Genomic DNA, 12,685 nt, shown 5'->3' with positions numbered 1-12,685 from the left:
TATTTACATTTTCGCTGATTTCTTCAATATTCTCATTCATATTTTCGTTATTTTCAAGATTATCCAAAACACTTACCTCCGTTTATTCGATTTACGAACAGTGCTTGTGTTCGTTTGTTTTTTCTGCTGTTTTTTTGATGCTGTTATATTTTTATCTTTTTGCATATCTTCTCCGAATTTTCTGAATTTTGTAAAAAACGGCACAAAAAGCAGAAAAAACAGTACAAGTATAATGTTTGTAACCAAAAGTGCTGTCACATTTGTTCTTGCAAAAACTGATATTTCAATCAGATTTACAATAATTCCGATTGCAATAATAATCAAAAGCAAAATCCATAAGCCCGAAAATGAGGTTTTGAATTGCTTTTTGCAGTGATAGCAGGTGTGAATTTTGGTATTGAGATTTTTTCTTACATCGCCGTAACGGTAAATTGTTCGGCAATGCGGACATATGGGAAGCTTGAACACTTTATCACCGATTAAAATTTTCTGTTGACCGAATAACGGTTGCCGTCATCGGATTTTTTGTTTTCTGCGGTTTCATCGGAATTTATGTAATGCCTGTTTCTGCTGACTGTGTGACGGGCAGGAGCTTCGGAGTGTATTTTTTTGAGTGACGCTCCGCTTGAGGCATGATTTTCACTTGTATTGTTGATTATGGGAACATATTCCTGCTTTGCAAAGGATGAAGAATCCGAAGAAATTTCGTTTGAATCCAGTCTTTGTCTTGCGGCATTTCTTTCAGCCCTGATTTTATTGAACACATCCGTGTTAATTTCAAAATTATCGTCGCCTTCATTCTGCTGAGTATTTATACTCGGGAAGGTGTAGTTATCGTCTTTGTCAAGCTCCGAGGTGAGAAGATTGTCGGAATAGGCAATGCCTGCCTTTTTTGCCTCCATTGATTTTTTATATTTTTTGAACGGCTCATAGTGAACAAAGCTCGGTGTTAAAGCCGCAAAAATAATCAGAGGAATTGCAACAAGCAAAATTCCGAGCGGATTGCTTGAAAGTCCTGCCATTATCCAGCCTGACATAATTGCAAGTGAAATTACGACAGCAAGAATAAAAATCAAAATCACCTTTTTATTGACTGCAACCTTGCTCTCCTTACCGCACTTTTGGCAGACAAATTCGGCTTTTCTTCTGCTTGCAAAGGCAGAAGTGTATGAAATTCTTCTTCCGCAGTAGGGGCATTTTCTCATTTTCATATGCAGAACTCCTTTTTATTATACGACTTCAACGGCACATAAGCTCTTTATACGGTGCCTGACTTCTTTTAATGAGCGTTTTTGATGAAAGCTGACTGATGTAAACCGTTATTTTACCTTTTTTTTCGCAGACAACAAAGGATTTTGGCAATTCATAAGAAACATTGACAACATTGCCGTTTTTTTCGGCGGCAGTAAGATAGTCCCTTGTTTTTTTTGAAACTGTACATTCGTCTATATCGAAAATTCCGATTACCGTTTCAACGGTGACAACGGTATCCTGTCCGAGATGAAGATACATCAGCTAACCACTCCGTTATTCAGCAGAAAAATTTTTCCGTTTCTGAGCTGTTCTTTATTCGATTTTTCACAGCAGGTGATGAATACCTGACAGCCGTGAAGTTCGTTGAGTAAAAAATCCTGTCTTTTGGCGTCAAGCTCAGAAAGTACATCATCAAGTAAAATTACCGGTTCTTCACCCATTCTTTCACGCAAAACAGACGCCTCGGCAAGCTTCAGCGACAGAACAGCGCTTCGCTGCTGTCCCTGAGATGCAAAAGCTTTGGCATTTTTGCCGTTTATTATAATTTCTATATCGTCACGATGAGGACCGTAATTTGTAAAACCTGTCCGTATATCGTCACTTTTATGTGTTTCAAGCTTTGTTTTCAGCTTTTCGTATATCTCATCGGTACTGTCATCCTCTGTAATATCACAGCCCGACACATATCGGATTTTCAATTTTTCCTTACCCTTTGAAATTCCGTCATGGTACTTAACAGCACGGTCGGAGAGCATTTTTACATAGTCGATTCTTTTTTTTACAAGCACAGCACCGTTTTTTAAAAGAGGTTCATCCCACACCGAAAGAGTATCTTCAAGTGAAGGCCTCCTGTAAATATCTTTTAAAAGTGAATTTCTCTGGTTAAGAATTCTGTTGTACTTTGAAAGAACAACGGCATTTTTCAGTTTTTCGCGACAAATTGCACTGTCAATAAACTTTCTGCGTTCACCCGGTCCTCTTTTTATAAGACTGAGATGTTCGGGAGAAAATACAACGGCACAAAAGCGTTCTATAAGCGCTGCTGCGGAATTTTTTTGTACGCCGTTGATTTCAACGGTCTTTTTTCCGCCCTTGAATAGGATTTTTGCAGTCTGCTCACGGTCCTGACCGAAAAAACGCATTTCAATTTTTGCAAAATTCCTGTCCCAGTTAATTACCTCGCTGTCCTTTGAGCCTCTAAAGCTGTGACCTCCGCAAAAAAACCAGAGTGATTCGAGTAAATTTGTCTTGCCCTGAGCATTGTCGCCGTAAATTATATTTACTCCGTCACACGGAGAAATTATATTGTCCTTTAAATTTCTGTAATTTTCAAATTTAAGAGCAATTACCTTCACTTACTTCATCAATCCCAAAGTTATTCAACGATTATTTCAAGGCCGTCAAACACAGCCGTGTCGCCGACACGCATTTTTTTGCCTCTCATTGTGCAGATCTCACCGTTTACGGTAACATCTCCGTTCTGAATTACAACTTTTGCCTGTCCGCCGGTTTCAACCGCACCGCCGAGTTTAAGTAAATCCTGCAATTTTATATATTCGCTGTCTATCTTAATTTTCTCAGTTTTCATTTGCCAACCTCATAGGAACAACAACGCTTAGATAACTGTCGCTTTTGACGGGCTTTACAATCATGCCCATAAGGGGACCGTTGAGAATAAGTTTTATTTCGTCCGTATCTGCATTTTTCAATGCGTCAAGCAGATATTTGTTGTTAAAACCGATTTCAACCGATTCACCGACAATCGGAACAGAGATTACATCGTCCGCTCTGCCGATAGACGAAATACACGAAAGCTTGATTTCGTCATCGGAGAAAGTACATCTTACGGGACTCTGCATTCTGTCGTTGTTAATCGGCGACATTCTTTCAACTGCGTTGATTATTGTTCTTGTGTTAATAACTACCTCCGTTTTTGTGTCTTTCGGGATTGCGGACTTGTAGTCTATAAATGTACCCTCTATAAGACGGGAGATAACTTTATAATTTTTAATTTTAAATGCAATATGTCTTTGACCGATAATGATTTCTGTTGTTTCTTCATCATCAATAAGGAGCTTAAGTACCTCGTGCTGAGTTTTTCCGGGAACAACAAAAGCATTTTTGCTGTCGCTGTCGATATTTTCACTGCGAATAGCCATTCTGTAGCCGTCAATTGCAATAATTTTGAATATACCGTTTTCAATTTCAAAGAGAGAACCTGTATAAATCGGCATTGCGGTGTTTTCACTTACGGCATAAACAGTCTGTCTGATCATTTCACGCAAGACCTTTGCATTGAGGAAGATTCCGTCAGTCTGCTCAAACGACGGAAGATCCGGATATTCAACCGATGACATTCCGACAATCTGATAATTTGCATTACCGCAGGCTATGTATGTTACCATACGCTCATCTGTTTCGATAAACACAACCTCTTCCGGAAGCTGGCGTACAATATCAAGAAAAAGCTTCGCACTTACTACGATTTCACCTTCCTCTTTGATTGTTGCCTCAATGTCGGTTGTTATACCGATTTCAAGATTATATCCCGAAATATTAAGAGTACTTCCGTATGCTTTTATTAAAACGCCTTCAAGTGCGGGAATTGATGCCTTTGTTGACACGGCTCTTGACACATTTGAAATGGCTAATCCCAAATCTGTTCGTGAACATGAAATTTTCATCGTGTGTATTTTCTCCTGTCTATTTATTATATTTTTATTGTAGTTATAGTAGGGGATGTCAAAATGTCAAAAAACGGTGAGAATCCGCATTGGCACTGAATAAAAGCATAAACAAAAGAAGTTTTTTGATTTGTTAGCTTTTGTTGACAAATTTTTTCTCAGGTAAAACATTCAACACAATGTGGAAAAATGTGTGTGGAATGTTGAATAAACAGTTAAATAAAATCGGGCTTTCAGCCTCGGATATTTTTGATTGTATCGTCGATGAGTTCCTTAACTTTTCTGTCCTTAGCCATCATCTCGTCAACCTTGCGAAGTGTATATATAATGGTGGAATAATGGCGGTTGCCGAACTTTTCACCTATTGCAACCATTGAGAGAGTTGTAAGCTCTCTTGTAAGGTAGATTGCAATATGTCTTGCATTGCTTATATTTGCACTGCGGTTTTTCTGAGAACGGATTTCATCGGCAGTAACGCCGTAGGTTCTTGCAACCTCGTCAATAATCCTGTCAACGGTAACCTCGGGCGGGGCTTCATTGTTGAGAATATCGGAAATAATGCCCTGAACTGAGCTGACAGTCGGTTTTTCGCTGTTAAGGTAGTATTTTGCTTTGATTTTCTTTACAGTACCCTCAAGCTGACGGATATTTGATTTGATTTTTGAAGCAATGTAGTTGCAAAGCTCATCCGAAAGCTCAATACCGTCAAGCTCCGCTTTTCTTTTTATAATAGCGATTCTTGTTTCAAGATCCGGAGGCTGAATATCCGCAATGAGATCCTGCTCAAATCTTGAACGCAGACGATCCTCAAGCGTTTTTATTTCCTTTGGAGGACGGTCCGATGTTAGTACAATCTGTTTTCTTGCTTCATAAAGTGTGTTAAAGGTATGGAAGAACTCCTCCTGAGTACGTTCCTTACCACCGATGAACTGAACATCATCTACAAGAAGAATATCAGCCTGTCTGAATTTCTGTCTGAACTCGTTCATTTTTGCAAGCTGAATTGATTCGATAAGTTCAACGGTGAAGTCATCGCCTTTTATGTAGCAAATCACTTTTGACGGATCATTCTTTTTAATTTCATTGCCGATAGCATACAGAAGGTGAGTTTTTCCGAGTCCTGAATTTCCGTAAAGAAAAAGAGGATTGTATGCGTATGACGGATTTGACGCAACAGCAAGACACGCTGCGTGAGCAAACTTGTTTGACGCGCCGACAATAAATGTGTCAAAGGTGTATTCATATGAAATGTTTTCAGGACTCTGCAAAAGAGGGGCAGTTGATGCCGATGTTGTAATTGTTGCCGCGGCAGGCGGCTTTGGATTGTTTGTTACATTTGCAGGGGTTCTAAATTCAATATTAAATTCTGTTCCGAAAATTTCACGGAATCCCTCGTTGAGAAGCTTCATATAACATCTTCTCAGTGTTTGAGCATGAAAATCGTTCGGAACAAGCAGGTATGCGGTTCCGTTCTCAAAGTCAAGGTCAATAGGCTGGATTCTGCTGATCCATGTATTATAGGCAATGTCCGTAATTTTTGACTTGCAGTAACCGTCTATGACTTTCCATGCGTCTTCAAAAGAGTCCATTATTTAATCTTTCCCTTCCGGTGGTGCCTAACCTTGCACCTGTTTTCCATAATTATCCCATTTTGATAAAATACCATTCTGCTTTATTATAACGCAACAAAATTAAAATTGCAATTATAAAAAGCTATTTGTAATTTATTGTAATAGATACCTTATATTATTAAAGAGCCTGAATTTTGCAGAAAATCGGATATATAGTGTGTGAAGATTTTTATGTTGCAATATATTGTATTTACCAATAAAGAAAAATAAATTTGTGAAAGAGCGTCTGTTCTCTTATTTATTTTAAATTCATTTTTGAAAATAAAAAATAAAAATTTTTGTTGACTACGGGCTGAAATTAAGATATAATGCTATATTGCAAGGTTATATTTTGAAGGGAGGGTTTTCATTATGTTGAGAACTTATCAGCCTAAGAAGCTCCACAGAAAAAAGGAGCACGGCTTCAGAAAGAGAATGTCTACATCTAACGGCAAGAAAGTTTTAGCCAGAAGGAGAGCTAAAGGTAGAAAAAGGTTGTCTTATTAAAGAGAAGACCACTTTTAACCGGTGGTCTTTCTTTTTTAATGCACCTGTTTGCAAGGTGGTAAATTATGGGTGAATATATCACTTTGAAGGATAACAGGGATTTTTCCAGACTTTACAGACGGGGAAAATCCTTTGTTGGTCCTGTTTTGGTAACCTATGTGTTAAAAAACAAATCCGATAACCTGCGTTTTGGAATAACCACCGGCAAGAAAATTGGAAAAGCCGTAAGGCGTACAAGGTCGAGAAGGGTAATAAGAGAGGCTTATTACGAGCTTTATCCTGACATTAAAAAGGGATACGACTTTGTTTTTGTTGCCAGAGGTAAAACACCGTATGTGAAAAGCACTGTTGTTTGTAAAGAAATGAAAAGGCAGCTTTTGCTTGCAGGTGTTTTAAAAGAGGGATAGTTTTATGAAACGCATTCTTCTGGCAATCATCAGGTTTTACCGAACCTCAATTTCTCCGCTGACAGCGAGTCATTGCAAATATATTCCGACTTGTTCGCAGTATGGTATCGAGGCAATTGAAAGGTTTGGAGCACTCAAAGGCACAGCGCTTACCGTTTGGCGTATTCTGCGCTGTAATCCGTTTTCAAAGGGCGGTTACGACCCGGTACCGGAAAAAAAGCCAAGGAGTAAGAATTTAAAGTGAGGTAACTGTATGCAAATCTTTGGTTTTCTCGGAAGTTTGCTCGGCTATGTGCTGTGGGGAGCTTTCTATATACTTAAAGATTTCGGACTGTCAATTATTGTCTTTACAATTATTGTAAGACTTTGTATGTTTCCTTTTACAATCAAACAGCAAAAATCAATGGCAGGTACCGCAAGACTTTCAAAAAAGCAAAAGGAAATTCAGGAAAAATATAAAAACAACAGACAAAAGGCTCAGGAAGAGATATCTAAGCTCTACGAAAAAGAGGGAGTTAAGCCGACAGGCGGCTGCCTTACGATGATTGTTCCGTTTTTGGTTCTCTTCGGCGTATTCTATGCTGTCGCATATCCTCTTACAAACACACTTCACATAGACAGTGCAAAGGTAACGGAAGCTCTTAACTATGTAAACACAATTCCGGGTTATACAGCAGCGTCGGGTGCAACCAATGCTACATATCAGGAAATTTATTTTTTGAAGGATTTCAGCTGTTTTCAAAATATTGACGCTATTCAGCAGATTTTTAATGCAGATCAAATCAATACAATCAATATGTTTGAAAAAGGCTTTAACACCTTTGGCATGAATCTTTTTGCAATTCCTCAGGACTACGGTATTTGGAGTCCGATGATTCTTTTCCCTGTAATCTGTTTTGCGTCAAATGTGCTTACACAGTTTATTACAATGAGAATCAACGTAAAAAACAATCCTATGCAGCAACAGCAGGGCTGTATGAAGGTTATGATGTACGCAATGCCGCTTTTCTCGGCATATATCGCATATATCGTTCCGTCAGCCGTTGCATTCTACTGGATTGTATCTTCACTCGTAAGCCTTGTTCAGTCGGTTGTTGTCGGCAAGCTTTTCAGTCCGCAGAGAATGACAGCAACATCCGAGGCAAGACACGCTGCTCTTATGCTTGAGCAGGAGGCTCTTGTTAAGTATAACTATGTTCCGCACGGTCTTTCTGAAGGTGCGGAAGAAAATACAAAATCAAAAAAGAAAAAGAAGTAGAAGTTTGAAATCAGGTGATATTGTGATTAAAGAAGCTATCGGCGTTGGTGATAACGAAGTTGACGCATTGAACGATGCCAAAAAACAGCTTGGCCTTGATGAAACCGCTGAGGTTGAATTTGAGGTTATTCAGAGAGCCGAAAAGAAAAAATTCGGTCTTTTTGGCGGTCAGCCTGCAAAGGTTAAAATCACTCTCAAAGAAACTCCCGCTGAAAAGGCAGAGAAGTTTTTAAGAGATGTCCTCGATAATATGAAGCTTGAAAGCGTTCAGATAGAGAAAAATGAGATTGAGGGCGGTATTGAATTTAATCTTACAGGTGATGATGTCGGTTTTGTAATCGGCAGAAGAGGTGAAACTCTTGATTCTCTTCAGTACCTTACAAGCCTTGTTGCAAACCACACAGACAACAGCTATTTTAAGGTAACTATCGACACAGGCAACTACAGAGAAAAGAGAGAAAAAACTCTTGAAATTCTCGGCAGAAAGCTTGCTTTCAAGGCTGTTAAAACAGGCAGAAAGACAAATCTTGAACCTATGAATCCTTATGAAAGAAGAATTATCCATACTTCTGTTCAAAAGATAAACGGTGCTATTTCATGGAGCGAAGGCGAGAATGCAAACCGCCATGTTGTTATCGGTCCGGATCCAAAGGTGGCAAAGCCCGTTCGCAGAAACGGCGGCTATAACAACAGAGGCAGAGGCGGCAGACGCCCATACAGCGCAAACCGTTCAGAGCATAATACTCCCGCAAATCCTGACAGAAAGCCACTCAATGAGGGCGGAACAACAGGTCTTTACGGAAGAATAGACAAATAATAATCGGGCGGTTTTTAACCGCCCTTTTTTTCTTGGTGATTTTATGAATTACGATACAGTTGCCGCTATAAGCACCGCTCAGGGCGAGGGCGGCATAGGCGTTATTAGAATTTCGGGTGACAATGCACTTCAAATTGCGGATAAAATTTTTAATTCAATTTCAGGTAAAAAGGTTACTGAGATGAAAGGCTATACAGCGTCGTTCGGAAAAATTTTCGATAACGGTGAAGATATTGACGAGGCGGTCGCTCTTGTTTTTAAAGCACCGCACAGTTATACCGGTGAAGATGTTGTAGAGTTTTCGTGTCACGGAGGACTTTACATTACAAAAAGAGTTCTGCGTGCCGTTCTTAACGCAGGTGCAGCACCTGCACAGGCAGGCGAGTTTACAAAGCGTGCGTTTCTTAACGGTAAAATTGACCTAACTGAAGCTGAGGCTGTTATTGATATTATCAGTGCAAAAAGCAGAGGTGCGGCAAGGGCTGCTCTTTGTGTAAAAGAGGGTGCCTTGCGCAAAAAAATTGACGGCGTAAAAAATGATCTTCTCTCACAGGCTGCCCATCTTTCTGCATGGGCTGATTATCCTGAGGAGGATATTGCCGAGGTAACGGTTGATTCCGTAATTGAAACCTGTGACAGTGCAATCAAGTGTTTGCAGTCATTGCTCGACAGCTACGATTGCGGTCAGACGGTGAAAAAAGGAATTGACACCGTAATTGCCGGCAGACCGAATGTTGGTAAAAGTACAATTATGAACCTGCTTTCGGGTTATGAAAAAAGTATTGTTACAGACATTCCCGGAACTACAAGAGATATTGTAGAGGATACAGTAACGGTCGGTGATGTGGTTTTGAATCTAAGCGATACGGCGGGGCTTCGTGATACTGATGACGCTGTTGAAAAAATCGGTGTTGACAGGGCGAGAAAAAGACTTGAGCAATGCGGTCTTCTGCTTGCTGTTTTTGACAACAGCAGAGAGCTTGACGAGGATGATTATAATCTTATTGAGTCCGCTAAGTCTGTACCGTCAATTGCTGTAATTAATAAGACTGATCTTGATAATAAGCTTGATATTAAATATATCAGTAAAAATATAAAACATATAGTATATATATCTGCAATTAACGGTGACGGCAGAGATGATCTCACAAAAGCTGTTGAAAAAATTGCGGGTACACAGAATTTTAATCCGAGCGAAGGTGTTCTTTCAAATGAAAGACAGAGAATAGCCGTTAAAAATGCCCTTGATTCTGTTATTGAGGCAAAAAATGCGCTTGAATTTGGAATGACATTTGACGCGGTAACTGTTTCAATCGAGGATGCAATTTCGCAATTACTCGAATTGACAGGCGAAAGAACAAGCGATGAAGTTGTAGACAGGGTGTTCCACAATTTTTGCGTAGGAAAATAGGTGATGTTATGAATTATTTAGCCGGTGAATATGATGTTGCGGTAGTGGGCGCAGGTCACGCAGGAATCGAGGCGGCTCTTGCGGCGGCAAGGCTCGGCTGTAAAACTGCAATATTTACCATAAATATGGACGCAGTCGGAAACTGTCCATGCAACCCGTCAATCGGCGGAACTGCAAAAGGACATCTCGTCCGTGAAATTGACGCACTCGGCGGCGAAATGGGTAAGACTGCCGACGAATGCTTTTTGCAATCCAGAATGCTTAACAGGGGAAAAGGTCCTGCTGTTCATTCTTTGAGAGCACAGATTGACAGAAGAAAATATTCTACCGTTATGAAGCATAAGCTTGAACTGCAAAATAACCTTGATCTCCGTCAGGCTGAAATTACTGACATTGAAAAGGTTGACGGCGGTTATAATCTTACCACAAGAATGCTTGCCGTGTTTAAATGTAAGACTGTTATTATTGCAACCGGTACATATCTCGGCGGCAGAATTTTTGTAGGCGAGGTTTCATATGAGAGCGGTCCCGACGGAATTTTTCCTGCCGCATTTCTCGGTGCAAGCCTTAAAAAACTCGGTCTGCCGTTGAGAAGATTTAAGACAGGTACTCCTGCAAGAGTTCTCAGAAGTTCAATTGATTTTTCTGAGCTTGAAGTTCAAAAAGGCGATGAACCGCCTCAGCCGTTTTCTTATGAAACGGAAAATCTCGGTGAGAATAAGGTTGAATGTCATATAAGCTGGACAAATGACGAAACAAAGCAGATTATTCTTGAAAATATTCACCGTTCACCGCTATATGCAGGCAAAATTGAGGGGGTGGGTCCCCGTTATTGTCCGAGCTTTGAAGATAAGATTATGCGTTTTAAGGATAAGCCAAGACATCAGCTTTTTATTGAGCCGTGCGGACTTGATACCGAGGAAATGTATCTTCAGGGAATGAGTTCGTCACTTCCCGAAGAGGTTCAGCTGAAATTTTATCACACAATCAAAGGTCTTGAACATTGTCTTGTTATGCGGCCTGCTTATGCGATTGAATACGATTGCGTTGATCCGCTTGCCATGAATCCCACACTCGAATTTAAAGATTTTGGCGGACTGTTTGGCGCAGGTCAGTTCAACGGTTCATCGGGTTATGAGGAAGCGGCGGCTCAGGGACTTGTTGCCGGAATCAATGCCGCAATGAAGGTTCTCGGCAGAGAACCTGTTATATTTGACCGTTCGGAAAGCTATATCGGCACTCTTGTTGACGATCTCGTTACGAAGGGTGCGAATGAGCCGTACAGAATGATGACTTCAAGAAGTGAGTACAGACTTGTGCTTCGTCAGGATAATGCCGATGAAAGACTTACCCCTCTCGGTCATAAAATTGGACTTATAAGCGATGAAAGATACGCAAAGTATCTTAAAAAGCAGGAGCTTAAAAAAGAAGAGCTTAAAAGACTTAAAAATACGGTCATTTCGCCTGATGATGAGGTAAACAAGATACTTGTTTCACGTGAAACATCTGAAATTACTACAGGCGTAAGACTTATTGAACTTATGAAAAGACCTCAGCTCGGTTATGACGCACTCAAGAGTATAGACAAAACAAGACCCGAACTTGACCCGAATATCTTTGAACAGGTTGAAATTGAAATTAAGTACGAGGGATATATTCAAAAACAGCTTAAACAGGTTGAGCAGATGAAAAAGCTTGAGGTTAAGCAGCTGCCAAATGACTTTGATTACAATGAAATTGAAGGTCTTCGACTTGAGGCAAGGGAAAAGCTTAATAAGATTAAACCGCTTAATATCGGACAGGCATCAAGAATTTCGGGTGTTTCTCCTGCGGATATCAGTGTACTTCTTATCTGGCTTGCTCAGAACAACAGGAGGCAGTAATGGCAATTAAAGATACTCTTACTACCGTTACCGATGGTTTTAAAACTCAGCTTGACTGTGAAATGCTGCAAAGGTTTGATACATATTTCAAATTGCTTGTTGAGTGGAACGAAAAGATGAATCTTACTGCAATAACCGATGAACAGGGTGTTGCGGTCAAGCATTTTGCCGACAGCCTTACACTTTTCAACTTTGTTGATGTTAAGAAGAATGCAAGCATTATTGATGTGGGAACAGGTGCAGGTTTTCCGGGTGTTGTGCTGAAAATTGCAAGACCTGACATAAAGCTGACACTTTTAGACAGCCTTAACAAAAGACTCACATTTCTTGACACGGTTCTTAATAATACAGGACTTGATGCGGAACTTGTCCACAGCAGGGCAGAGGAGGGCGGCAAAAACAGTCACTACCGTGATAAATTTGATTTTGCCGTTTCAAGAGCTGTTGCAAGGCTGAATGTTCTCTGCGAATACTGCTTGCCGTATGTTAAAGTTGGCGGTTTGTTTGTAGCAATGAAAGGGCCGAATGCCGATGAAGAACTTGACGGAGCAGAAAATGCTTTGAAATTACTCGGTGGTAAAGTTGAAAAGGTTCACAAGTTTAATCTTCCGTGTGACGAGGGCGAGCGTACAATTATTGTGATTAAAAAGATTAAACCAACTCCAAAACAATACCCGAGAATTTCGGGCAAAATAAAGTCACAACCGTTGTGATAAATTTCGACAGCTTTTTTGATAAATTACCATTTTATGGTAAAATATTTTAAAAAAGTTGCTCACAAAGCGACAACAACCGCACCGTGCTTATGTTATTATAATAGCACAGGGACAACCCCTGATGCTAACGGACATTGA

General features: G+C 40.1%; 15 protein-coding genes. 8 read left to right on the top strand and 7 right to left on the bottom strand.

What is annotated here, in order from left to right:
- Positions 1 to 72: 72 nt before the first annotated feature.
- The 7 genes from QDI94_RS07920 to dnaA form a co-directional block, all read right to left on the bottom strand.
- Positions 73 to 468, bottom strand: a complete 396-nt coding sequence (locus tag QDI94_RS07920; RefSeq protein ID WP_278474918.1) for a hypothetical protein — start codon at positions 466 to 468, stop codon at positions 73 to 75.
- Between the two features lie 11 nt (positions 469 to 479).
- Positions 480 to 1,211, bottom strand: a complete 732-nt coding sequence (locus QDI94_RS07915; RefSeq protein WP_101028312.1) for a hypothetical protein — start codon at positions 1,209 to 1,211, stop codon at positions 480 to 482.
- Between the two features lie 28 nt (positions 1,212 to 1,239).
- Entirely contained in the window at positions 1,240 to 1,512 is a 273-nt protein-coding gene (remB, locus tag QDI94_RS07910; protein WP_101028311.1) for an extracellular matrix regulator RemB, read from the bottom strand.
- On the bottom strand, positions 1,512 to 2,609 hold the full coding sequence (gene recF, locus QDI94_RS07905) for a DNA replication/repair protein RecF (protein WP_278419473.1): 1,098 nt from the start codon (positions 2,607 to 2,609) through the stop codon (positions 1,512 to 1,514). Before recF ends, remB begins: the two co-directional genes overlap by 1 nt.
- A gap of 20 nt (positions 2,610 to 2,629) precedes the next feature.
- Positions 2,630 to 2,842, bottom strand: coding sequence for an RNA-binding S4 domain-containing protein (locus QDI94_RS07900; RefSeq protein WP_015523017.1), 213 nt, complete (start codon positions 2,840 to 2,842; stop codon positions 2,630 to 2,632).
- Positions 2,832 to 3,938, bottom strand: a complete 1,107-nt coding sequence (gene dnaN, locus QDI94_RS07895; RefSeq protein ID WP_101028309.1) for a DNA polymerase III subunit beta — start codon at positions 3,936 to 3,938, stop codon at positions 2,832 to 2,834. Before dnaN ends, QDI94_RS07900 begins: the two co-directional genes overlap by 11 nt.
- Positions 3,939 to 4,171: 233 nt before the next feature.
- On the bottom strand, positions 4,172 to 5,527 hold the full coding sequence (gene dnaA, locus QDI94_RS07890) for a chromosomal replication initiator protein DnaA (RefSeq protein ID WP_101028308.1): 1,356 nt from the start codon (positions 5,525 to 5,527) through the stop codon (positions 4,172 to 4,174).
- A 393-nt stretch (positions 5,528 to 5,920) separates the two neighbouring features.
- Between dnaA and rpmH the strand changes: the two genes are divergently transcribed.
- From rpmH to rsmG, 8 genes are all read left to right on the top strand, one after another.
- Complete coding sequence (gene rpmH, locus QDI94_RS07885; protein ID WP_015523014.1) at positions 5,921 to 6,055, top strand: 50S ribosomal protein L34; 135 nt, start codon at positions 5,921 to 5,923, stop codon at positions 6,053 to 6,055.
- Positions 6,056 to 6,120: 65 nt separating this feature from the next.
- Complete coding sequence (gene rnpA / locus QDI94_RS07880; protein WP_101028307.1) at positions 6,121 to 6,462, top strand: ribonuclease P protein component; 342 nt, start codon at positions 6,121 to 6,123, stop codon at positions 6,460 to 6,462.
- Positions 6,463 to 6,466: 4 nt separating this feature from the next.
- The gene (gene yidD / locus QDI94_RS07875; RefSeq protein WP_278419467.1) at positions 6,467 to 6,706 is read left to right on the top strand and encodes a membrane protein insertion efficiency factor YidD; all 240 of its coding nucleotides are present in this window, start codon (positions 6,467 to 6,469) and stop codon (positions 6,704 to 6,706) included.
- A gap of 9 nt (positions 6,707 to 6,715) precedes the next feature.
- The gene (locus tag QDI94_RS07870; protein WP_101028305.1) at positions 6,716 to 7,720 is read left to right on the top strand and encodes a YidC/Oxa1 family membrane protein insertase; all 1,005 of its coding nucleotides are present in this window, start codon (positions 6,716 to 6,718) and stop codon (positions 7,718 to 7,720) included.
- A 4-nt stretch (positions 7,721 to 7,724) separates the two neighbouring features.
- Entirely contained in the window at positions 7,725 to 8,537 is an 813-nt protein-coding gene (jag, locus tag QDI94_RS07865; RefSeq protein ID WP_278474921.1) for an RNA-binding cell elongation regulator Jag/EloR, read from the top strand.
- A 43-nt stretch (positions 8,538 to 8,580) separates the two neighbouring features.
- Positions 8,581 to 9,948 carry a tRNA uridine-5-carboxymethylaminomethyl(34) synthesis GTPase MnmE gene (mnmE, locus tag QDI94_RS07860; RefSeq protein ID WP_278868198.1) on the top strand — a complete coding sequence of 456 codons (1,368 nt, stop codon included), beginning with the start codon at positions 8,581 to 8,583 and terminating at the stop codon, positions 9,946 to 9,948.
- Positions 9,949 to 9,956: 8 nt separating this feature from the next.
- A complete protein-coding gene (gene mnmG, locus QDI94_RS07855) occupies positions 9,957 to 11,831 on the top strand; it encodes a tRNA uridine-5-carboxymethylaminomethyl(34) synthesis enzyme MnmG (RefSeq protein ID WP_101028302.1) in 1,875 nt (624 codons plus the stop codon).
- Complete coding sequence (rsmG, locus tag QDI94_RS07850; protein ID WP_101028301.1) at positions 11,831 to 12,544, top strand: 16S rRNA (guanine(527)-N(7))-methyltransferase RsmG; 714 nt, start codon at positions 11,831 to 11,833, stop codon at positions 12,542 to 12,544. The genes mnmG and rsmG overlap by 1 nt, the downstream gene beginning before the upstream one ends.
- Positions 12,545 to 12,685 lie beyond the last annotated feature (141 nt).

Origin of the sequence: Ruminococcus bromii (assembly GCF_928721825.1) — a bacterium.
Classification (GTDB): domain Bacteria; phylum Bacillota; class Clostridia; order Oscillospirales; family Acutalibacteraceae; genus Ruminococcoides; species Ruminococcoides bromii.
This window is presented reverse-complemented; position numbering and strand designations above follow the sequence as displayed.